Annotated in this window: 23 protein-coding genes; 9 read left to right on the forward strand and 14 right to left on the reverse strand. The window is 67.0% G+C overall.

Annotation, left to right across the window (positions count from 1 at the left end; all coding sequences use genetic code 11):
* The first annotated feature begins 69 nt into the window (after positions 1-69).
* The 4 genes from QM693_RS19500 to QM693_RS19515 all read left to right on the forward strand — a co-directional run bounded on the left by QM693_RS19500 (position 70) and on the right by QM693_RS19515 (position 1,803).
* A complete protein-coding gene (locus QM693_RS19500; RefSeq protein WP_283334195.1) occupies positions 70-552 on the forward strand; it encodes a DUF1707 SHOCT-like domain-containing protein in 483 nt (160 codons plus the stop codon).
* Between the two features lie 380 nt (positions 553-932).
* Positions 933-1,259, forward strand: coding sequence for a hypothetical protein (locus QM693_RS19505; protein ID WP_283353181.1), 327 nt, complete (start codon positions 933-935; stop codon positions 1,257-1,259).
* 92 nt (positions 1,260-1,351) lie between these two features.
* Entirely contained in the window at positions 1,352-1,546 is a 195-nt protein-coding gene (locus QM693_RS19510) for a hypothetical protein (protein ID WP_105413888.1), read from the forward strand.
* Positions 1,547-1,566: 20 nt separating this feature from the next.
* Positions 1,567-1,803, forward strand: coding sequence for a hypothetical protein (locus QM693_RS19515; protein ID WP_283353182.1), 237 nt, complete (start codon positions 1,567-1,569; stop codon positions 1,801-1,803).
* 38 nt (positions 1,804-1,841) lie between these two features.
* On the opposite strand, the gene QM693_RS19520 is transcribed toward QM693_RS19515, so the two are convergent.
* On the reverse strand, positions 1,842-1,979 hold the full coding sequence (locus QM693_RS19520; protein WP_280784237.1) for a hypothetical protein: 138 nt from the start codon (positions 1,977-1,979) through the stop codon (positions 1,842-1,844).
* A 169-nt stretch (positions 1,980-2,148) separates the two neighbouring features.
* On the opposite strand from QM693_RS19520, the gene QM693_RS19525 reads away from it, so the two are divergent.
* Positions 2,149-2,319 carry a hypothetical protein gene (locus tag QM693_RS19525; protein ID WP_283353183.1) on the forward strand — a complete coding sequence of 57 codons (171 nt, stop codon included), beginning with the start codon at positions 2,149-2,151 and terminating at the stop codon, positions 2,317-2,319.
* Positions 2,320-2,422: 103 nt separating this feature from the next.
* Complete coding sequence (locus QM693_RS19530; protein ID WP_283353184.1) at positions 2,423-3,136, forward strand: thioredoxin-like domain-containing protein; 714 nt, start codon at positions 2,423-2,425, stop codon at positions 3,134-3,136.
* 273 nt (positions 3,137-3,409) lie between these two features.
* Here QM693_RS19530 and QM693_RS19535 read toward each other — a convergent pair whose 3' ends face one another.
* On the reverse strand, positions 3,410-4,384 hold the full coding sequence (locus QM693_RS19535) for a nucleoside hydrolase (protein WP_283353185.1): 975 nt from the start codon (positions 4,382-4,384) through the stop codon (positions 3,410-3,412).
* A gap of 92 nt (positions 4,385-4,476) precedes the next feature.
* Complete coding sequence (locus QM693_RS19540; RefSeq protein ID WP_011593566.1) at positions 4,477-4,842, reverse strand: DsrE family protein; 366 nt, start codon at positions 4,840-4,842, stop codon at positions 4,477-4,479.
* A 166-nt stretch (positions 4,843-5,008) separates the two neighbouring features.
* On the opposite strand from QM693_RS19540, the gene QM693_RS19545 reads away from it, so the two are divergent.
* The gene (locus QM693_RS19545; RefSeq protein ID WP_348539671.1) at positions 5,009-5,893 is read left to right on the forward strand and encodes a poly-gamma-glutamate hydrolase family protein; all 885 of its coding nucleotides are present in this window, start codon (positions 5,009-5,011) and stop codon (positions 5,891-5,893) included.
* A 4-nt stretch (positions 5,894-5,897) separates the two neighbouring features.
* Here QM693_RS19545 and QM693_RS19550 read toward each other — a convergent pair whose 3' ends face one another.
* Positions 5,898-7,160, reverse strand: coding sequence for a serine/threonine-protein kinase (locus QM693_RS19550; RefSeq protein WP_283353186.1), 1,263 nt, complete (start codon positions 7,158-7,160; stop codon positions 5,898-5,900).
* A gap of 166 nt (positions 7,161-7,326) precedes the next feature.
* Between QM693_RS19550 and QM693_RS19555 the strand changes: the two genes are divergently transcribed.
* Positions 7,327-7,515, forward strand: coding sequence for a hypothetical protein (locus tag QM693_RS19555; RefSeq protein ID WP_283353187.1), 189 nt, complete (start codon positions 7,327-7,329; stop codon positions 7,513-7,515).
* Between the two features lie 66 nt (positions 7,516-7,581).
* On the opposite strand, the gene QM693_RS19560 is transcribed toward QM693_RS19555, so the two are convergent.
* The 9 genes from QM693_RS19560 to QM693_RS19600 all read right to left on the reverse strand — a co-directional run bounded on the left by QM693_RS19560 (position 7,582) and on the right by QM693_RS19600 (position 19,406).
* Positions 7,582-8,694: a CapA family protein gene (locus QM693_RS19560; protein WP_283353188.1), complete on the reverse strand. Its 1,113-nt coding sequence runs from the start codon at positions 8,692-8,694 to the stop codon at positions 7,582-7,584.
* 86 nt (positions 8,695-8,780) lie between these two features.
* Positions 8,781-9,173, reverse strand: a complete 393-nt coding sequence (locus tag QM693_RS19565) for a hypothetical protein (protein WP_283353189.1) — start codon at positions 9,171-9,173, stop codon at positions 8,781-8,783.
* A gap of 148 nt (positions 9,174-9,321) precedes the next feature.
* Positions 9,322-12,360, reverse strand: a complete 3,039-nt coding sequence (locus QM693_RS19570) for a serine/threonine-protein kinase (protein ID WP_283353190.1) — start codon at positions 12,358-12,360, stop codon at positions 9,322-9,324.
* A gap of 410 nt (positions 12,361-12,770) precedes the next feature.
* On the reverse strand, positions 12,771-13,592 hold the full coding sequence (locus QM693_RS19575) for a sensor domain-containing diguanylate cyclase (RefSeq protein WP_283334175.1): 822 nt from the start codon (positions 13,590-13,592) through the stop codon (positions 12,771-12,773).
* Between the two features lie 379 nt (positions 13,593-13,971).
* Positions 13,972-14,787: an alpha/beta fold hydrolase gene (locus tag QM693_RS19580; RefSeq protein WP_283353191.1), complete on the reverse strand. Its 816-nt coding sequence runs from the start codon at positions 14,785-14,787 to the stop codon at positions 13,972-13,974.
* Positions 14,784-15,236 (reverse strand): MaoC family dehydratase, encoded by a 453-nt coding sequence (locus tag QM693_RS19585; RefSeq protein ID WP_283353192.1) that lies wholly within the window; start codon positions 15,234-15,236, stop codon positions 14,784-14,786. The genes QM693_RS19580 and QM693_RS19585 overlap by 4 nt, the downstream gene beginning before the upstream one ends.
* Before the next feature lie 20 nt (positions 15,237-15,256).
* A complete protein-coding gene (locus QM693_RS19590) occupies positions 15,257-16,954 on the reverse strand; it encodes a PHA/PHB synthase family protein (RefSeq protein WP_283353193.1) in 1,698 nt (565 codons plus the stop codon).
* A 173-nt stretch (positions 16,955-17,127) separates the two neighbouring features.
* Positions 17,128-17,727, reverse strand: coding sequence for a hypothetical protein (locus tag QM693_RS19595; protein ID WP_283353194.1), 600 nt, complete (start codon positions 17,725-17,727; stop codon positions 17,128-17,130).
* Between the two features lie 50 nt (positions 17,728-17,777).
* Complete coding sequence (locus tag QM693_RS19600) at positions 17,778-19,406, reverse strand: long-chain fatty acid--CoA ligase (protein WP_283334168.1); 1,629 nt, start codon at positions 19,404-19,406, stop codon at positions 17,778-17,780.
* A gap of 116 nt (positions 19,407-19,522) precedes the next feature.
* On the opposite strand from QM693_RS19600, the gene QM693_RS19605 reads away from it, so the two are divergent.
* Positions 19,523-20,827, forward strand: coding sequence for a PucR family transcriptional regulator (locus tag QM693_RS19605; RefSeq protein ID WP_283334167.1), 1,305 nt, complete (start codon positions 19,523-19,525; stop codon positions 20,825-20,827).
* 130 nt (positions 20,828-20,957) lie between these two features.
* Here QM693_RS19605 and QM693_RS19610 read toward each other — a convergent pair whose 3' ends face one another.
* The gene (locus QM693_RS19610; protein WP_283353195.1) at positions 20,958-21,932 is read right to left on the reverse strand and encodes an SDR family oxidoreductase; all 975 of its coding nucleotides are present in this window, start codon (positions 21,930-21,932) and stop codon (positions 20,958-20,960) included.
* Positions 21,933-22,038: the final 106 nt, after the last annotated feature.

A 22,038-nucleotide genomic window follows, 5' to 3' on the forward strand; every position in this document is an offset into this window, starting at 1 on the left:
CACTGTGGCATATCGATCATAGTGAGAAGCGACATTCCACAGTGGAATGTCATCGCTGAGGAGGGTCCGATGCAGTACGCGGACAACATCCGGATATCCGATTCCGAACGTGAGCAGGTCGTCGGTGAGCTCGGGCGGCATCTCACCGAGGGGCGACTGACCATCGGCGAGTTCGACCAGCGGGTGGCACAGGTGTACCAGTCGACGACCCAGCAGCAGGCGCATCAGGTGTTGCGTGATCTTCCGTCGGCACCCCCGCCAGTTGCCCTCGCGCGGCCCGTGGCACCGGCGGCCCACCCCTCGCGTCGTCGCATCCCGGGTCACCAGCGGATCGAGTGGCTCGTTTGGCTCGCCGCCGGAGGAATCAACATCGCGATCTGGGGCGTCGTCTCGCTCGCTACCGGCGTGATGATCTACCCCTGGCCGATATGGGTGATAGGCCCGTGGGGTTTGGTGCTGCTGGGCAGGACGGTGCTCAGGCGCGAGGGCGGGTGCAGCAGGATCACCGATGCGTTGCACGACGACCGGACCAGAGTCGCCGCGAGTCGCTGAATCTCCGCGGACGAACGGCGTAGCGCCCCGGCCCGTCGGTCACCCGGCGAAGGGCGCGATCCAGGGTCGGATCGTCGGTGGCACCGTGCGCCCGCAGCCGCGCATACATGCCGCCCGGGTGAGTGCCCCAGCGGGCTGGAACACCCTCGATGGCCTCGGGGGTGAGATCTGGTGCACGGTGCCGAGAGGCCGTGACCAGGCAGAATGGTCCGCATCCCCGCCCGATGAGGGCCGCGAGGACCAGAAGATAGGTATACCCCCCGGTGAAACGGCCGATGCGCCATCTCCCCGCAGTGCGCGACGATGTGACCTGTCTCATACTCACGAACCGGGGTCGCCCGCTGGTCCGACGCCGCCACTGACGGAGGGTGCTCGCACCGATGAATGCAGAACCGATTACCTGCGGTGATTACGTCACGGCAACCTTCGCGCGTGATTTCGTCGCCGAGGGATTCGACCACGACGCTGTCGAACGCATCTACAGCGGTCTGTTCGACGAGTGGAGTCACGCCCTTGCTCAATCGGGCCTGTTCACCAACAGAACCGTCGCGGCCGCGCTGAACTCCTGGCAGGACGACCCACACTCCCTCCTCGACGCCCTGCTGGCGAACGCGGACGAGATGACCCTCAAGCGCTACGACCTCGTCTGGGAGGCATTGGAGCGCGCCCACGTCGGTTCGGCCGAACCCCTCGCCGAATACGCATGACGCGGCCCCCTACGGCAGTGGCGCCGCGAAGTCCACCCGAGTCGTTCAACCCCACTTTCACAGACCACCCACCACACCGACGAACGAGAACAATGAGCACCAACACGTACCCAACCATCGAAACCATCCGCATAGGGCAGTCCGGTCACGAATGCCGCTACTGCGGGCACGCCGTCGTCAAGGATGGCCCGGGCTACCGGCACACCACGACCGGTCAGTACCGCTGCGATCCCGCCAGTCGAGCAGTGAACGAAGCCCGGCTGTCCAACAGCATGGTTCGGAGCTGAGCACGATGAACGTGCAAACGATGCAGGTGAGCGCGGCGCCCGACGGGCTGGGCCGATACCGCGACGCGGTCGATGCGCTGCATGCCTTCGACGATCCCGGCCACCGAACCGACCCTCGTACGGCGCTACTGTTCGACAGCCTCATCGATGATCTGATCGAGGCGGCCCAGACGGCCGACGCAGGCGGCACGGTTCAACAGCGCGACATCTTCGCCGTGATCGACACCGCGATCTCCCGCCCGCGCCCGTCACTCTGAACCTCCTGCGGCACCCACGTCCGAACGAAGGACTCCAGCTAGGAGTGGGCAGTGACGGTCAACTCGATTCCACTTCCCCGCCTGATGGTGTTGTAGATCGGGCAGGACGCCTCGAATTTCGCAGCCAATGAGTCGGCCGTCGGCTGTTCCACCCCGTGAATCTCGATGTGCTTCACGCGGATGTCCTCGAATCCGAAACGAGGTGGTTCTCGCGGGCATCGCGGATGAATCGTCCCGGCGCACCGAATACGTTGTGTCCGAGACACTTCCGCGACGTCTACACCGGAGACCATCGGCGCGGACTCGGACGGTCCCGTACACCGCTACCGGAGACGTTGCTCGGTTGTGGACGCGGAGGAAGCCCAGGCCTCCTCCAATCTGCAGCAGATCGAAACGGAACACCGCGAGATCCTGACCGCCGTGCAGAGCGGCAAGGCCGAAATGGCGCGGATCCTGATGATCGCCCACCAGGCGCGGACCCGCGATCTGCGTATCGCAGCAATGGCCCGCCGGTAGATCGCCAGGTCATCGCGGAACCGGGCGTTGCCTCACCGTCTACTACCATGCTTCGCAGATGGGGATGCGCGGTCAGGGCACCCGGTGAGACGAAGGATCGGCAATGACGAACGACCGCAGTGTGGACCCGAAATCTCGACCGTCCGCAGGGCGGCGGCGCCTGCCCTGGTTGCTACTGGCGGTCGTGGTGGTCGTCGTGGCAGCGGTCGCCGTCGTCGCCTACGTGCTGACTTCCGGAGCCGACGACGAAGCCCGCGACTTCTCGCCGAGCGCGGACAATCCTGATCCGTCACTGGGAATCGAAGGGGTCGTCACCGTCGACTATCCGCCCGCCGCCCATGTGCAGGCACCGCAGCGGGTGGCCTACGACCAGAGTCCCCCGTTCGGCGGTGCACACGACCAGTACTGGGCAACCTGCACCGGCATTGTCTATCCCGAAGCGATCCGCAGCGAGAACGCCGTGCACTCCCTCGAGCACGGCGCCGTGTGGGTGACCTATGATCCGGACCGGCTGGACGACGACGACATCGCGGCTCTGGCAGCGAACGTCGACGGCGAACCGTACACCCTGATGTCGCCGTACCCCGGTCTCGACTCGGCGGTGTCCCTGCAGTCGTGGGGTCACCAACTGAAACTCGACGACGTAGCCGATCCGCGGATCTCCGACTTCCTCACCGCGTTGCGACAGAACCCGAACACCTACCCGGAACCGGGAGCAACCTGCTCGACGGTGCGGGGTGGATTCGACCCGGCCGATCCGCCACCGTTCGATCCCTCCGCACCGGGTGCGGACGCCGTTCCGGTCGACGGCGAGTAGCCGCGTCCGCAGACGTTCCCACACCACTTCGGGCGAGATCGGGTTCCCGCGGTCGACGCCGAAATTCACCTACCGAAAATGTGCCCGACTTGTCGATATCGCGATCGCCGATTCGACGAATAAGTAGGAGCACATGAGGAGGTGAGAGCGATGTTGGCAGCACATCTGTTGCCCGGACTGACCAGCGAGGAGGTCGATCTGATCGTGGCGGAGGAACTGCATCTGCTCGACGCCTCCGCATGAGGGCGTCGACGCCGTCGAACACGGGCACTGCTAGCCGGTCGTGCCCGGGTGGGGAAGATCTGCGTCGAGCGTGGCGGTGATCCGCTCACCGATCGAACGGAAATCGAGGTCGGTCACGAATCGGTGTGCCGGGCCCTGCGCTGGAGCGACGCCCCACACCGCGGCCCGGCCGTCCTCGTGGAGCACCTGGGGTTGGGCGCCGACGGCGGACAGCACCACCGTGGGCTCGAGCATCACGGCGGCCGCGACGGAATCGTGCGCGGTGTAGATCGGGTCCTCGGAGCGATATGTGCCCGTGCAGTACCGGTGATAGTCCTCGGTGATGTCGCGGACGAACGTCGCCGTCTTTCCCACCGCGGAACGAGCGACGAGATCGGCCCAGGCCAATCGGAGTCGGCCGGTGACATTCATTCCCACCCAAGTAATCTGCCCAGGCGCTGCAGCAACCACCGTGGCCGCGACTGGATCGTGGTTGGTATTGGTGTCACCTTTCTCGAGGAATTGTGGCTGTTCTGCAGCCACGACAGCTCTACGGGAGACGGGTCCCATGCCGCCCATGATGGTGACCGAACGGAAGCGGGTCAGGATCCGTGGGTCGCGTGTGACAGCGGCGGCGATGTTGGCCAGCGGACCCAGGCACAGCAGGTCCACCGCACCGGGCCGGTCCTGCGCGACGCGGAGCAGTTGATCGACGGCGGACTCGGACGCCGGGCCCACGCCCGGTGGTGGCCGATATCCGCGGTCCCCGAGTCCGTCGAGTCCGTGTGGGGAGCTGGTGGCAGGTGGTGGCCCTGGGCGTGGTTGTCCGACGCACACCGGAACGCCACGCATGCCGGCGACGGACAGAACGGTGAGGGCGTTCCGCGCGGCCTGCATTTCGGTGCAGTTCCCGAACACGGTTCCGACACCGACGATTTCGGTTCCGGCGTGCTGTGCAATGGTGAGCAATGCAAGCGCGTCGTCGACGCCGGCGTCGGTGTCGACGAGTACGTAACGGTCGGTCACTGCCGGTCCTGTCCCCCGTGATCCCTGATCGAATCGACTCGATCACCCTCGCGCGCAGTGTAACTGGACCCGGCTCCCGCCCGTTCCGTCGGTCAGTAGCTGAAGGTCACCGCCCCTTCGTCGCCGATCCACTTCCACATCGGTACCGTCCCGGCGAGTTCGGCATTGGATACCAGCGCGTCTTTGTCGAGGTGCTTGGCCTCGAAGCAGATCGGACACACCATGTAGATGCCGCCCGCGGTCGCGAATCGTGCCGCCAGATCGGGAAGCGGCGGACAACCTTCGCAGGCCACGCCCTGAATCGTGCCGTCGAGCGCGAGCCGTACCGCTTCTTTCGTGAGAAACATCAGCGTCTCGCGCTGTTGTTCTGCCGCGCCGACCGCGACCAGAAACGCAACCGTCACCTTCTCGGCGTCCTCGAGACCGGTGGTGAGACTGACCACTGCTTTATTACTCATGGATTCGAGTCTTCGCCGCACGAGGACTGCCGACAAGGGGGCTTCATCGAGTCACCGGATTCGCCCGTCGAGATCGATGGCGGTTTAGTTGTTTCGACCGCACCCACAACAGATTCGAGCCTAACCTGAAAGGGTGTTCGAACATCGTTCGTTTCAGCAGGTTTCGATGCCTTTGCGCCTCGCAGTCCGTCACGATCACTCCACCAGGGCATCCGCCGGCGAACGTATCGGGATTCACCCGCGGATGTTGACTCGGATGGGAGCGGAGCCGCGTCAACAGGCTCGCGTGAGCCACGGGGAAACGACCGCACTGTTCACTTTGATCCCGGATACCGATGTGGAAGAGATCGACACCATCGGGATAACGGAGGGTGGCTGTCGTCGGCTCGGCGCGGCGCCGGGACAGACGGTGATTCTCGACCGTCGGTGCACCGCCTCCGCGATGACCGAGGAAGAGGCCGAAATCGGGGGTGAGTTCATCGAGCGGCTCGAAGACGACGGGCGACATCACCGTCTCGTGGTCCTGGCACCGCACGGTGGCGCGATCGAAACCCGAACGGATCAGCAGGCTGAACAGGTCGTCGCTTCGCTGGGATCACGCGATTCGACGCTGTGGGTGTGTAAAGGGTGGCGACCGGTAGGCAATGCCTACCGGGCATGGCACATTTCCTCGACTGATCTCAGCGTGCACAGCTTTCCGCTTCTACGCTCCCTGTCGGCGAGACGATTCCGGTGGGCGCTGTCGTTTCACGGCTACCGAGGAAACGACGTCCTCATCGGCGGCCTCGCTCCCGCGCGGCTCAAGGCGGACGTCCGGAACGCGATCGCGAAGGCACTCGACGGAAGCGGAATCTGTGTTCGGGTCGCCGAACCCGGAGAACGACATAGCGGTGAATCCCCATCCAACCTCGTCAACCGCCTGACCATCGACGCTGCCGGCGGAATCCAAATCGAACAATCACGAGCCGCGCGGACACTGCACGGTCCGGCGATCGCCGCAGCAGTCAGCGAGGTCTACGACACCTGGATCGCCACCGACAATCGTCGGTGAGACTTCACGGGCCCGCGGGAGCCCAGCACGGCCCATCCGGGGGCGGGGTGTGCTCGTATCCCGGGTAGCACGGCAGCACCTGCGGGGCAGGGGCCGGCGCGGGTGCAGGGGCAGGCACGGGTGCCGGTGCATTCGCCGGTGGCGAGCCGGGCGGGAGACACGGACCGTCCGGGGGCGGAGTGTGCTCGTAACCCGGGTAGCACGGCAGCACCTGCGGAGCGAACGCTCCCGGAGGCGGTGCGGGTGCCGGCACCACCGGTGGCGATTGCGGCGCCGGTGTCGGTATGGCCTCCTCCTGAATGGGAGCCTCCGCCACCGGCGCCTGAGTCGGTGCTGGTGCTTGCACCGGCGGCACCTGCTCGGCAGCGGTCGGGTTCGCCATGGCGGTCGGTGACGACGACGGCGATACCGGCCCGGCCGCGCTCGACGACGGCGTAGGCACGGCAACGTGGGGCGATGATGTTCCCGACCCGATGATCAGGCCACCGACAATAGCGACAGCGATGATCGCGGCGAGCGCAAGTCCGGCGACGATCAGGCGACGGTTCCGGTCGATCGGAGGGGTCGCGGGAGCGGGCTCGACGGCAGGCTGTTGCGGTGGCGCCGCGACGCGGGCGGCGGCGGCGAGTTCGCCCGCCGACCGATAGCGGCGCGCGGGGTCGACCGCCGTCCCGCGTGCGATCACGGCGGCCATGCCGACGGGCGGCGTCGGGACCGCCGAGGTCGGGAACGCCTCGCCGGTGAGGCACTCGTACAACACACAGGTCAGGCCGTAGACGCCCGATGCGGCCCCGAGAATCGTGGGGAGCCCTACGTCGGTGAGCTGGATCAGTCCGCCGTCCTGCACGATCACATTCGCCGGCGACACTTCCTGCTCGACCAACCCGGCCGCGCCCACGGCTTCCAGCGCCGACGCCAGTTGCTCGACAACGCCGACCGCCCGTGATACCTCCATCGGCCTGGTGGTCTGGAGGATCGTCCGCAGGTTCGTTCCCTGCGTCGTCGGCGTTGCGAGAAAGAGTCGGTTTCCGATCTGCCCGAAATCGTGGATCGGCACTATGTGCGGGTTCCGGATCTGCGCCGCGATTCCGACATCCCGTTCGAATCGTTCGCAGAATTCGTCGTCCTCGGTAGCATCCGGCGGCAGCACCCGCACCACGACCTGCCGGGACGTGACGGTGTCGAACGCCGCCCAGACCTCGCCGCTCACATCCACCGTCAGCGAACGGTCCAGCCGGTATCTCCCGAATAGCGCTCCAACTTGCATTGCCACTCTCCGCCGATCGAAATTGCCGCGTCTGCGGGTCCGTGCACCCGAAATTCTAGGCGGTGGGGGCCATAGGTTCTCGTTGGAGCCCGGTAGTGTGCTCGTATGCGCAGAACGCACCTAGGCTAGTCCCGGTCCGGGACCGCCCCGACTCAGGAGAAGCCTGATGCGTACTGCATTCTGCAATGCACTCTATTCCGTGTTGGATCACCGGATCTGTTGTGGGCGGATTCCCGAATGGACCGCACACGTCGGTCAGCCGTGGGACACCTACGACGTCGCACCGTGGAATCTGTACAACGTGATCTGGCGGATCCAGCACTGGATTCGCGGCGGCGTCGACGCTGATCGGTAACCTGATTCCACTCTTCGGCGGCGTCCGATTTCGACTCGGGCGCCGCGGAAGGTACCCCGACGGTCTCTACTTCGCGTGCCTCGCGCGGGCGACGAGGACGTCGTCGCCTGCATCGATGCGGGTGCCGAAGCCGCGGCTGATCCCGTCGAGGACCCGCCGCAGCCATTCGGTGTCACGTGTCGACGCGCGTTGCAGTTGCATCCGCCGGGATCTCATCGGCACCATTCGTAGCTCGAGCAGTTCGTGCGTGCGCGCGTCCAGCGTCACCAGGTAGAGCAGCCGCAGATCGTCGCGGTAGCCTTCGTGCCCCCCGATACCCTCGTAGTCGTTGATCAGGTCGCCGCAGCCGTACAGGATCGGGTGGCCGCGGTAGATCTCGACCGGCCGCGGGTGGTGAGACGAGTGCCCGAAGACCACGTCGACACCACCGTCGACGAGCCGATGCGCGAATTCGACATGCGCATCCGGCACGTCGTATCCCCAGTTCGAACCCCAGTGCAGAGAGACCACCACCACGTCCGTGTTCTTCCGTATCAGCCGCGTCCGGTCGAGGACACGGTCTGCCTCGGCGGCGGTGGGTTCGGAAAGGTACGCGACACCCGGCCGGTCCCGGCGGGCCGCCCCGTGCGGCGAGACCCCGCTCGACGACATACCTGCCGCCCAGATCAACAGCCGACGACCCGTTCCGCCCCCCACGACCACGGGACACCACGCCTGCGCCACGGTGCGCCCCGCTCCGACGGTCCGCACGCCGTTGCGGGTCAGCACGTCGAGGGTCTCCACGAGACCATCGGCGCCGAAGTCGAGTAGGTGATTGTTCGCCAGTACGCAGACGTCGATCCGTGCAGCGGTGAGCACCCCCAGGTTCGACGGATGCATTCTGTAGTTGATTCCCTTGGAAGCGAATCGAGCACACGTGGTGACGGTCGTTTCGAGATTGACGACGCGGGCGTCGGGTGCCGCCGCGTCGAGGATCGGCAACGCCTCACCCCACGGCCACCCGAACCCGACGGGGCCGGGGATCCGACCATTTCGCTTCTCCGCCAACGCAACGTACTCGCGGGCATCGCGGACGCAACGCTCCTTCAACTCCGGGTCGCCGGGAAAGGGGAGGATCTGGTCGACGCCCCTACCGGTCATCACGTCGCCGGCGAGGAACATCGTGAGGGTGTCGGACATCGAAATCCTCAGCGCCAGAACGAGTACCGGGACCACACTCGGAGACCGACTTCACGGCCCCGAGTATGCACCCGTCGCTCGCACTGTCATCGGGTACGAGCGCCGGCGCGGTCGAGCTGGGAGACCCGTTGAGGGCTCAGCTCGAGGATGACGCCGATATCACGCACCGAAAGCCCCGATCGGCGCAGATGCGCTACCGCGACCCGCGAGGCCCGCGCTGCACATTCCTGCGCGTGGGCGGCGGACTCGACCTGCAAGTGGGCCGCTCGGGCCTCCATGAGCGCCGCCGAATCCCCGATCTCGTAGTCGAGGACAACCTCGATGTCCTCGGCCGGCACATCCTCGACCAGATGCACAGCATCCGCCACCATGGCAGAAACCTGATCGAGCCGCCGCGCCCGGGTGAGAGAGGCCTCGACTCCCGGGACCTCCACCACCCACCAGCCGCCACAACGGGTGGCCTTCGCCGTCACCTTCATCACGAACCACTTCCTACCCGACCCGCATCCTGCGAAACTCGCCCCTCCCATGACAAGTCTAGTCCCCCTCTACTGAGCACAACTACAGGGACAGAAGACATTCAGCGTGCGTGACCGGTGGAAGATCGACCGGTCCGCGCAGGCACTCTCACCAGAAATCCAGTGCCTGTGCAGTCGCGGTGGACTCCGCATGGGTGGGCCGTAACGCACCGCCGATGGCGTAGACGGTGTGACCGACCGTCGCAACGGACATCCCGTGAGCTCCCGTGGGCATGGGCGGTAATGGTGACCAGGTGCCGGAGTCAACGTCGTAGGCCTCGACGGTCGACAGCACCTTGGTCGGCTGTTCACCACCGACCGCGACGATGCGGCCGTCGATGAACGCCGCACCGAGCCCACCGCGAGGAGTGGGCATGGCGGTCAATGTCGTCCACGTTCCCGCGGCGGGATCGAACCGTTCGACGGCTGCGGTGTTCTGGTCCGACGCCAGATCCCGTCCACCGATCGCATAGAAGTACGTCCCGTCCGACACCCCGGCCAGATGCTCCCGAGTGGTCGGGATATCCGAGACGGTCGTCCACTTCGTGCCGTCGAACACCTCGGTCGTCGGCACCAACGCGCCGTCCGCCTGTCCCCCGGCGACCACGATCTTGTCGCCGACCACGGCCGCGGCCCCAGCCGACCGCGGCTCGTTCATCGGCGCCAAATCCACCCACTTGCCGTTCCGCAGCGCGAGCACCCGGTCCGACGTGATCCCGGTGAGGTTCGGACCTTCCGGCACCCAGCCTCCGAGGACCACCAACTCGCCCCCGTACTCGACGGCCATCGCGTGATTGAGGGGAACCGGAAGGTCGGGGCCCGCCTTCCAGGTGTCGATGGCGGGGTCGTTCCCCTCGACCTTCGGCGTCGACCCCGCATTGTCGAGTCCGCCGAGCACCCAGATCGTGCCGTCCGCGACGGCCGTCGCCGTCTGCTGACGGGCGATCGGTGCATCCTTCAGCGGACGCCACGCCGGCGCCCACTGGGTCTTGCGTGGCGCGAGCTGGAGGGCCTCGGACACAGCAGTCGATTCGGCGTGTGTCGGTTTGATACCGCCGCCGACGGCATACACCGTGTTTCCGACCGCGCCGACCGCCATCCCGTGCCGCGGTGTGCGCAGGGCCGGCAATTGCGACCACGTTCCGGCCACCACGTCGTAGGCCTCGACCGTCGACAGCACGCGAGTCGGTTCTTCACCACCAACCGTGACGATGCGGCCGTCGATGAACACCGCACCGAGCCCGCCGCGAGGAGTGGGCATGGCCGGCAACGTCGTCCACGTTCCCGAGGCGGGATCGAACCGTTCCACCGAGGCGGTGTTCTGGTCCGACGCCAGATCCCGCCCACCGATTGCATAGAAGTACGTCCCGTCCGACACCCCGGCCAGATGCTCCCGTGGCGTGGGGACAGGCGCGACCGTCGTCCACTTCGTACCGTCGAACACCTCGGTCGTCGCCACCAGTTGACCGTTCGCCTGTCCCCCGGTGACCACGATCTTGTCGCCGACCACGGCCGCGGCCCCAGCCGCCCGCGGTGCGTTCAGCGGCGGCAGGTCCACCCACCCGCCGTCTCGCATGGCCATCACCCGATCGGAGTCGACCGCGGTCAGGTTCTGACCTTCCGCTTTCCAACCGCCGATCAGTACGGGTTCGTCGTTGTAGGTGACAGCCATCGCATGGTTGAGCGGGACCGGAAGGTCGGGGCCGGCCTTCCAGGTGTCGATGGCCGGGTCATAGCCCTCCTGCTGGGCGGAGACGCCGTTGTCGTCCAACCCTCCGAAGACCCAGATCGTCCCGTCCGCGACTGTCGTTGCCGTCTGCTGGCGGGCAACACGGGCATCCTCGACCGGTCGCCACGCCGCGGTTGGGTCGACGGCAGGAGAAGCGCCGGCGTCCTGGACGGTAGGTCGTGCGGTGCCTGGGCCGGTGGTTTCTCGAAGCATGAGGTACCCGCCGCCGGCCAGCACCAGCGCGACGACCAGTGCCAGGACGGTCAGGACCGCGCGCCGACCTGTGCGGGACTCTCCGATGCTGCCCGATTCTCCGGTCGGCGGCCAGGGCGGCGGGCCATTCGGCGGCCAGAACGGCGGTCCCGACGGATGAGAATCCGGCTGGAGCTGCTGGGTCGGTTCGCCCCACGGACGCTGACCGCTGTCCGAACCTTCGTAGCGGATTCGACGGTATCCATCGGCACCGGAATCCGACGGGCGCTCCTCGGTCGCCTGCGCGGCCTCCCGGGGTGCCAGCGCCATCGCGTCCGAACGCAGTCCGATGTGTCGCTGCGCGGCTTGGAGTTCGTGTCCGAACTCCTCGGCGGACCCCGGCCGAGCAGCGGGATTCGTCGCCATCGCCCTCTCGATCACGGCGCACACGCCGTCCGGGATGCCCTGGGCGCGCAGGTCGGGCACCGGTTGGCTGCTGATCCTCACGAATTGCGCAACGAGTTCCTCACCGGTCTTCCGCTCGAACGCCGCCCTCCCCGCGATCAGTGAAAATATCGTCGCGCCCAGTCCGTAGACGTCGGACCTCGCGGTCGGCGATTCCCCGTTCAGCACCTCTGGTGCGGTGAATGCCAGTGACCCGGTAAACCCGCCGGTGGCCGTTTCGTACCCGCCGGCGATGTGCGCGATGCCGAAATCGGTGAGCTGCGGCTCGCCGTAGGCGGTGAGAAGGATGTTCGCGGGTTTGATGTCGCGATGCAGCGTGCCGGTGCGGTGCGCCGTCTCCAAGGCTCCCGCCAGCTTCACCCCGATGCTGATCGCCTCCGGCCAGGGCAGCTGACCTTCGCGGCGTATCTGGACCGCCAGTGAATCACGGGGGTGATAGTGCATGACGATGTACGGTCGACCGGCGTCGGTCACGCCGACCTGCAGTATGTTGACGATGTTCGGGTGACCGGAGAGCCCACCCATCGCGTACCCCTCCCGCAGGAAGCGTTCGCGGTTCTCGGGGTCCAGGTCCGATGTCAGCACCTTGATCGCCACGATTCGCCCGAGCGAACGCTGAAGGCAGCGGTACACGACACCGAACCCGCCCCGGCCGACCTCCTCGGCACCTGCGAACCCGGCAGCGTCCAATTCGGCCACGATCCCGCGGCCGACCGCACGGACCGACGCCGCCTGGGTCGCATCTGAGTCGAAATCGGCCATCGGGCGCCTCAATTCCGTCCGACGTCCACGACGTCGCGGGGACGCACGCCGAGCTGGGCAGGCTTCGTGCCGACGTGCACACTCGTGTTCATCGCTTTCACCTCTGATGCAGGTCGACCTGACACGCCGATGCGTTCACGAGCAGTCGACGACGCGAATATCTTTCTGTCACAAGGGCGAAGCGCGGAGTCTTTTCGTCGTAGGTCGACGGGATCCGCCCTGTCCAGAAAGTATTCGACGGGTCGGGAGCCGCGTCAAGATGACAATTTCCCCTCCCTAGGGTGCCTATCGGCGGCCGCGACTTCCTGCCACGTCGGCCGCAGTGCACCGATCGGGCTCTGCTGCCGCCCTAGAAGGTGCCGTCGTAGAGCGCGTAACCGCCCGGCCCTGCAGCTTTCGCCCGATACATCCTAGTCCGCCCGGCGGACGAGTTCTTCGCGGGTGCACTCCGGATCGGACAGTGCGACACCGATACTGGCACTGATCGGCCAGTCGGGAGATTCGGCCCGGGTCAGGTCGGCGAGGCTTCCGGTGATCCGGGCGGCAATTGCCACCCCCTCCGTTGCACCTGCGACGTCCTCACACACCACCACGAATTCGTCACCGCCGAGGCGGGCAACGGTATCGCCCGGGCGCACCGCCGACCGCAGATGCCTGGCCAGAACGATCAGCGCGTCGTCGCCGCCGGCATGGCCGAGGCTGTCGTTGACGACCTTGAAGTCGTGTAGATCGACCGACAACAGCGCAACGCGCGTGCCGCCGCGCGGCGCGGCGACCAGGGCCTCGTCGAGCCGACGGCGGGCCGGCGCGCGGTTGGGTAACCCGGTCAGCGGATCGTGCAAGCTCTGGTGCACCAACGCGGCTTCGGCCTCGATGCGGCGGATCGCCGCGGACAGCACCGCCGTCACCGAGCGCAGAAAGGTCAGGTCACGGTCGGTGTATTCGCGAGGACGACGACTGTGCGCGGTCAACACACCCCACACCGCTTCGGAGCCGATCGGAACGCACACCCCGCTGTGCAGCCGGCGCCCGGTCATCCCGGCCGTGGAGAATCGGGTCTCGTGGACCCGATCGGCGCACACGATGACCGACCCGCTGGCAGCGGCATACCCGGGTTGCGAACCCCTTCCCGGGGCGAACGTCGTCGGCGAGGGCTCGGGTCCCCGATAGGCCAGCACGGCGAGTTCGCCGCATTCTGACATCCGCGCGATCGACGAGCACTGCACACCCATCAATGCGCCTGTGCAACGGAGCCGCAAGTACCCTCGGCGGCAAACGGTGCTCGACCAACGAGAACCCGCCGCCCCAGTCCCGGCCGTTGATCAGAAACCGATCACCACAGGCCGCGGCTGGTTGGTAGAGCTCGTCGTCTTCAGGACCGGCAATGCGATGATTCGACACCGCCCACACCGCTTCGCACGATCGAGCAAATTAGGTGTTTCACACCTTACGCCGACCTCCAATAGCGGTTGAGGGGATGAAGAATGGCTCCGTTCGCCCGAGTCGGTGCGATCGGCGCGGGACCGTCGTCCTCCTGGTGTGCCAACAGATCGGCTTCGGCATCCTGTCCGGCGCGGTCGTCCCCTCCGTATTGCTGCTACCGCTGGTTTCTTAGGTATGACGGAATGTCTCGATCACTGGGGCGAGTTCGGTGGCGTTGGTGATCAGGTCGATGTGTCCGCCGTCGTGGAGGTGCAGGGTGGCGTGTGGGAGAAGCGTTTTCATGATGTGCGCGTTGACGACGGGAATGATGGGGTCGTCGGCTCCGGCGATGATCAGCGTCCGTTGTCGTATTGCCGGTAGTGTCGGCAGGCTTGTCCAGACCGATCCCGCGAGGAGTTGGTGCGTGTAGCCGATTTTCGATCCGGGGTGGAGTTGCTTCAGGAAGAGTTGGGCGACGTCGTCTTTTTGCGTGCGGGCGGTGCCGCCGTAGAGGTCGCCGGCGATGGACGCCGCATAGTCGGGGTCGCGGAATCTGCGGGGTGTGAGCATCTTGACCAGGATCCGGGGGTGGCCGGGGATCATGAGCATGCCGGTCCCGGAGGCAACGATGACCAGGCGCCTGCAGCGCCGCGGATTCTGGAACGCGAACTGCTGTGCCAGCGCCCCACCCCAGGACAGACCGAGGACGTCGACCACGCCGACGCCCAGCCGGGTCAGGATCCGGCCCAGCATCCAGGCGAGGTACGGAAAGCCGTACGGCACCAGGGACACCGGTGATCCGCCGGTGCCGGGGACGTCGAATCGGATGACGGTGGTGTCGGGGTCGAGCTGCGCGACGAGGGGGTCGAGCACCTCGTAGCTGGCGCCGATGCCGTTGCACAAGACGACCGGCACCCCGGTGCCGCGGCGGACGCTGACCCTGATGCGCTGCCCGCCCGCCGCGATATAGCTCTCTTCGACGGGCCCGGGGTGGGCGGCCGTCACCGGTAGAGCACGACGACGTCGGCGATGCAGGCCGGGCGCCCGCCGCCTTCGACCTCGTACGTGAGTCCGAACACCGTCTCGATGCCGGCGGGTTTCTGCTGGGCGGAGGTGACGGTGACCGTGGCGCGCAGCCGCGCTCCGACCGGTACCGGGGCGGGGAAGCGGACCTTATTGAGGCCGTAGTTGAGAGCGGCCGTGGTGTCGTCGATCTCGAGGACTTCCGCCAGGACCATCGGTGCGAGTGACAACGTGAGGTAGCCGTGGGCGATGGTGCCGCCGAACGGGCCTTCGGCCGCACGGGCGGGATCGGTGTGAATCCATTGGTGATCGTCGGTGGCGTCGGCGAAGCGGTTCACCTGATCTTGGGTGATGTCGAGCCAGTCGGTCGTGCCGAGTGTGTGTCCGGACAGATCCAAGAGGGCGGTGGGGGTGTCGAGATGGGTGGTCATCGTGGTCTTTCGGTCGGCGGTCAGTTGTGGTGGACGTAGGTGCCGGGAGCCGGCGCGAGCGGGGGGAGGTCGCGGCCACCGAGGGTGTGCGGCGCCTCGATCTGCGGGCCGCTGCGGTCGGCGAGCCAGCCGGTGTAGTCGGACCACCAGGAGTCGCTGGTCTTCTCCGACGACTCGAACCACTCGTCGGCGCTCGACTCGTCGACCCTGCCGGCCCGGAACGAGGCCCGCGGATTGCCCGGCGGATTGACCAGGGCGGCGATGTGCCCGTTGGTGGAGAGAACGAATCGGTTGTCCTTGCCGCCGAACATTTGTGCGCTGCGGTAGCAGGCTTGCCAGGGGGAGATGTGATCGGCGATCCCGCTGACGATGTAGGAGTCTGCGGTCACGGTGGACAGGTCGACCGGCGTCCCCAGCATGGTGACGGCTCCGGGAGTGGTCAGCTTGTTGCCGGTCCCCAGCAGCACCATGTCCTTGTGCAGGGCGGCCGCCATTCTGGTGGTGTCGGAGTTCCAGAACAGCACGTCGAACGCGGCTGGTGAGCGGCCCTGGACGTAGTTGTTGACCCAGTACCGCCACACGAGGTCGGTCGGCCGCAGCCACGCGAAGAGTTCGGCCAACGTGCGGCCGTCGAGGTAGCCCTTGGCGGCGGAGGTGCGGATGGCGGCCTGGGCCGCGCGGTCGCTCATCGCGGCGGCAGCGAAACCGGCGTTGGTCTGATCCAGCACGGTCACCGCCAGCGCGAGGCTCGCGATCCGCTCGCCCTCCCCGATGTCGGCGAGGTGCGCGGCGACCATGGCCGCGAGGATGCCGCCCGAGCAGGTGGCGAGCAGGTGCGCACTGTCGGTCCCGGCGATCGTCTGCACCGCATCGAGTGCCTCGATGATCGCGGCGCCGTAGGTGTCGAAGCCCCAATCGCGGTGCCGGGCCTGCGGGTTGCGCCAGGAGATCGTGAAGACTTGCTGGCCCTGCTGCAGGAAATGTTCGATCATGCTGCGGCCGGGGGCGATGTCGACGATGTAGTACTTGTTGATCACCGGCGGCACCACCAGCAGCGGGACCGCGTGCACCGCCGGGGTCTGCGGTGCGTAGTGGATCAGCTCGAACGCCCGGGTTTGCAGCACCACCGCCCCCTTGGTGGTGGCCACGGTTTCCCCAACCGCGAAGGCGTCCGGGTCGACCATCGCGGGGACCCGTGGGTGGGAGGCCATGTCGCGGGCGAAGGCTTTCACTCCGCGGATCGCGCTCAGTCCGCCTGTGTCGATCAGCGCCTTCCACCCGAGGGGGCTGAGCAACGGATTGTTGGTCGGTGCCAGACCCTCGATGAGGTTGTCGAGGGCGAACCGCACCTTCTCCGAGTCCCGCCAGTCCAGGTCCGCGTCGGTGAACACGGCGTCGGCGGTGTCGGCTGCCGCCAGGTAGGCCTGCATGGTCCGTTTCAGCAAGGGATTTGCGTGCCACGCCGGGTCGGCGAAGCGTTTGTCGCTCTTGGCGGGAACGCGCCCGGACTTGCCGGCCGCAATGGCGCCCAGTTCGCGGGCGAGGAGGGAGCCGCGTCCGGCGAGGGTGCGGGGCTGCTTGGCGAGGCTGACACCGAGCCGGGTCAGCGGCCCGCGCGGCAGCATTCGGCCGGCGATACCGCGGGTGGAGTTGGTGAGCAGGAGGTCGAGCGGTGCTGCGTGCTCGTCGGGACTGGTGATCGGGGTTGTCAACGTCACTGGTGCGCTTTCGATTGCGGGGACTGCGATGTCGTGTAGTTCGGACACGCGTTCATTGGCGAACGTCCGTGGCCGGCGGGGGATGAGCCTGCGCATCGCAGCCTCGCTCACGGTCCCCCGTCGATGAACGACTTGGTCGTCGAAGGGGAACCGCGATGTTCGTGCGCTTGTGGTCAGGCGGTGAACGGGTTCAACGCCGGAAGGGGCTTGATGAGCGGCGCGAGCAGCGCGGCGGACTGCTCGACGGTGAGGACCTCGCTCGGATCGAGCGCGATGATCTCGCGGACCGATTCGTCGTACTCCCACACGTCCTCACCGATCAGGCGGCCCTGGTTGTCGTAGGGCCAGATCATGTGCTCGGCGGACTTCATCAGGTAGGTGGCGTCGGGGTCGACGGGTGCCCCGCCGGCCGCGAGGACACTGCCGGGGGTCTGCTGGTACATCGTCGAGGTCGAGACGATCATGTGGTCGCTGACCGCAAGCTTCTCGTCGTCCACGTAGAACACGCACTGGGCCGTGCCGGTCCACTCGCGGTAGACCTCCTTGACGGCGTCGGCGCCCTCCAATGTGGTGGTGGTGCCGAGCAGGTTGAAGTGGTAGACGGGGTTGGCGACAGTCATGTCGGGGGCGAAGATTTCCTCGAAGCGTCCGGCCATTTCCAGGTAGCGGTGACGGTTGTAGGCGTGCAGGAGGTAGAGGTGGCGCTTGTTGTCGGTCGTTTCGATCAATCGTTCGACGGCGCGGTTGGTCTGGGTGATGTCGAAGCGGCTCATGGTGGGTTCCTTCTGTTGCGGGTCGGTCGACCCTGGGGTGGGGTGGTTGTTCAGGCTGAGGTGAATTGGTCGCGTAGTGCGGTCTTCTTGAACTTTCCGGTGGCGGTGCAGGGGATCGCGTCCACGAACTCGATGCGGTCCGGCAACTGCCACTTGGCGAACTCCTGGGCAAGGTGTTCACGTAGCTCGTCCGCGCAGGTTTCGGCCCCGGCGCGCAGTGCGACGACTGCGAGGGGGCGCTCGCCCCACCGGTCGTCGGGTATGGCGATGACTGCTGCCTGGGCGACCGCGGGGTGATTCATGAGCTGGTTTTCCAGGTCGACGGAGGAGATCCACTCGCCCCCGGACTTGACGAGGTCCTTGGACCGGTCGCAGATCCGGACGCACCCTCGGCTGTCGATGCGGACCACGTCTCCGGTCTTGAACCAGCCGTCGGCGGTGAAGCTGTCGGCGCCCTTGCCGCGGTGGTAGCTCGCCGCGACCCAGGGGCCGCGGACCTCGAGCTCGCCCATGGCGGCGTCGTCCCACGCGATGAGCCGGCCGTCGTCGTCGCGGGCGCGGATGTCGAAGAAGGGGCTGGCGATGCCCTGTCGGGTGCGGTACCGGTACTGGTCGTCCGCCTCGCTTTCGTCGAGGCTGCCCGGCAGTCGGCACACCGTGCCCAGCGGTGCGGTTTCGGTCATTCCCCAGGCCTGGATGACGGTCAGCCCGTGCCGGTCGTATCCCTCGAACATCGACTGGGGCACCGCTGCGCCGCCGACGACCAAGCGGTCCAGGGCCGACAGGTCCCATCGGTCGGGTTCGGCGTCGATCGCGGCGAGCATGCCCATCCACACGGTGGGGACCCCGGCGGTCATCGTCACGTGCTCGTCGGCGAGCAGGCCGAGCACACTGTGCGGGTCCAGACGCGGCCCGGGCAGGACCAGCCGCGCTCCGGCCAGAGCCGCTGCATACGGCAGGCCCCAGGCGTTCGCGTGGAACATCGGGACGACCGGCAGGATCGTGTCCCGTGCCGAGACCGCCAGCTGGTCGGGCAGCGCCGCGACCAGGGAATGGAGCACCAGGGCCCGGTGCGTGTAGGTGACGCCCTTCGGTCGGCCGGTGGTGCCCGACGTGTAACACATTGCCGCCGCATGGCGTTCGTCGAGCTCCGGCCACTGCACCGGCTCACCGTCTGCGACCAGAGTTTCGTAGTCGAGCATTCCCTCGGGGGTCTCGCCGGTGTGCGTGACGACGATGATGTGGGCGAAATCGTGCCCGGCGCGGAAGGTGTCGAACACCTCGAGCAGTGATTCGTCGACGACGATCACCGTGTCCTGCGCGTCGTCGACGATGAAGGCAAGTTCGTCGGAGAACAGCCGGGGGTTCAATGTGTGGATGACCGCGCCCATTGCCGGGACCGCGAAGTACAGCTCCAGGTGTTCGCTCTGGTTCCACAGCAGGGTCGCCACCCGGTGCCCTTCGCGGACACCGAGCCCGGTCAGCGCGCCGGCCAGGCGCCGGGCGCGCCCGGCACAGGCACCGAGAGTGGTGCGGGTGATCGCCCCCGAGGGCCGAAGCGACACCACCTCTCGGTCGGTGTGAAACCGCTCGGCGCGCTCGACGATGCTCGTCAGGGTCAGCGGGTAGTCGTCCATACTGGCCCCGGTGAGGAGCTGCTCGGTTCCGTTGTTTGGCATGCATCAATAGTCGCTGGCCAGGGCCATCGAGTGCTTGTCCGTGCGCGCCAACAAACCGGCCCGCTGTTGTCGAATATCCACACCACCGCCACACGCGCAGCGATAGCGTGAGATGCATGGAACCCGGCTGGGTGGGCGCCCGCGGTGAGCGCGAGCGACGGCTGTGGTCGACGGTCCTGCAACCCGCGGCCGTCGAACTCGCCGCCCGTGCCCCCGAGCTCGCCGACGCGGTCGCCGCCTACACGAGCGAGCGGCTGCCCGAACTCCTCGCCAACGCGGAGGCGTTGGAGGTGAACCGGGCGAGCACCGAAGTGAGTATCCGCCTCTTCGCCGAGGTGCTGCAGTCCGGCGAAGACCCCGCGGACGCCGCCAGCCTCGGCTCGGCGACCCTCGCCTACGCGCAGGACGGTGCAAGGCACGGCATACCACTGACCACCTTGCTACGCAGCTACCGGCTCGGCCACGCCGCAACGTCTGCGCACCTCAACGCGATCCTCGCGAACCACGCGGCCGACGCGGACGAGCTGAACCGCGCGAACGAACTGTTGTCGGCGTGGCTGTTCGCGTATGTCGACGCCGCGCTCTGCCTGGTCGAGGAGGTCTACGTCGCCGAACGCGATCGTTGGCTGCGCAGCACCGCCGCCACCCAGGCCGAGACGATCAGAACGATCCTGTCCGGACAGCCCATCGACATCGACGTGGCGGGCCGGCGGCTGCGCCACGAACTGGGCCGGGTGCACCTCGGCGCCATCGCCTGGCTCGACAGCCAGGAGGAGGGACGCGACACCCTCACCGTGCTCGAGGCCGCCATCCGCGACATCGCCACCGCACTCGGCAGCCGCAAGACCCTCATCCATCCCCTCGGAATACTTTCCGTTGCAGCGTGGATCAGCTCCACATCCGTCGTGCCGTCCCGGGTCCTGGACGAGCTGCGGCTGCGGACCGCGACAGCGCCCGGCGTCCGCGTCTCGATCGGCGAGCCCGCCCGCGGCATCGCAGGGTTTCGCGCCAGCCATGCCGAGGCCCTGCAAGCGCAGCGAGTCGCCCAGCTGGCCGGGCGCCCCGCGGGCAGCATCACCCGCTACGACGACATCTCACTGCGCTCGCTCGCCACAGCAGACCTCGACCATGCCCGCGCCTTCGTTGAACGCGAGCTCGGTTCATTGGCATTGGGGGACGACACCACCCGCCGGCTCGCCGCGACGGTACGCGTCTACCTCTCCGAAAACGGCAGCCGCGGCCGAACGGCGAAACGACTCAGCGTTCACGAGAACACCGTCAGCTACCGGCTCCGGCAAGCCGAAGAAATACTGGGACGGTCCGTGGACAAGCGCACCCTCGAGCTGCGCGTCGCACTCGCCCTCGCCGAGCTCGTCGGTGAGGCATCGGATACCGACCGCTCCGCACCCGGCATCGACTAGGAAAATATCCGACACATCTACTGGGGGAAGCACATTCGTCAGTAGCTGGGTGCGGCATAGCCTGGGAATGCGCCGACACCCATCGGATAATTCCGATGGGTGTCAGCCTTGCCAGGTGGTTTTTGTCGGGTCAGCTCGCGGCGCCGACGTTGCGGGCACTCGTCGAGCGGCCCAGCCGGGCGATTTCCGCGTCCATCCAGGGAACGAGCTGGGACGCCTGCGCGAGGGTGTCGTGGGTGCCGATCCTCGAGTTCACGAGGGTGCGGAGCTGAGCGATGATGCCGACCCAGCCGGGGACGAACACGTGGCGCTGACGTCGTTCCAGGCCCTGGATGAACGCCTTCACGCAGGCGTCGACCGAGGTGGTCTTGCTCAGCGGGCCGGGCATCGAGTTCAGCATCTGCCGGAAGGCGGAGAAGTCCGCCTTGGCCTCCCGCACAAGGGGGGTGTCGATCCACGACATATGCGCACTCCCCACATCGACACCCTGGTGGGCGACCTCGAGGCGGAGGGCGTTGGCGAAGTGCTCGGCGCCGGCCTTGCTCGCGTTGTAGGCCGCCAGGCCCGGTGCCGGTGCGAACGCCGCCAGAGACGAGACGACCAGGATGTAGCCGTTGCGCTCGATGACGGACGGCAACGCCGCCCGCACCGTGTGGAACACGCCCAGAAGATTGACGTCGAGGACACGCTTGAACGTGGCCGGATCCACCCCGAGTACCGAGCCGTAGCTGGCGATCCCGGCGTTGGCGAGCACCAGGTCGATACCACCGAACTTCTCGACGCCCCGGGCCACCGCCGCCTCCATCGCCGCGAGGTCGCAGACGTCGGCGACGACACCGACGGCCTTGTCCGCGCCGATCTCGGCGACGACCTCCGACAAAGCGGCAGCGTCGACATCGGTGACGACCACCCGCGCGCCCTTGGCCGTGAGTGCCTTCGCTGTCTCCGAACCAATGCCTCGGGCCCCACCGGTGATCAGCACCACCTTGCCGTCGACGCGGCGCCGGCTCCTGGCCCGCAGGAAGGTGCGGTGACGGCGGCCCTCGAGTGTCTCGCTCAGTCGCTCGAACTCGATGATGGTCTCGGTGGTGTCGGAGCGGCTCATTCTGGTTCCTTCGGTTTCGGGTCGTTGTATGAAGATCGGGTGGTCGTGCTCAGGGCCGACGCGAACTGGTCGAGGAGCCCGGTCGCCGAACATTCCGACCGCAGTG

The organism is Rhodococcus sp. IEGM 1305, assembly GCF_030058635.1.
Taxonomy (GTDB): Bacteria; Actinomycetota; Actinomycetes; order Mycobacteriales; family Mycobacteriaceae; genus Rhodococcus_F; species Rhodococcus_F opacus_D.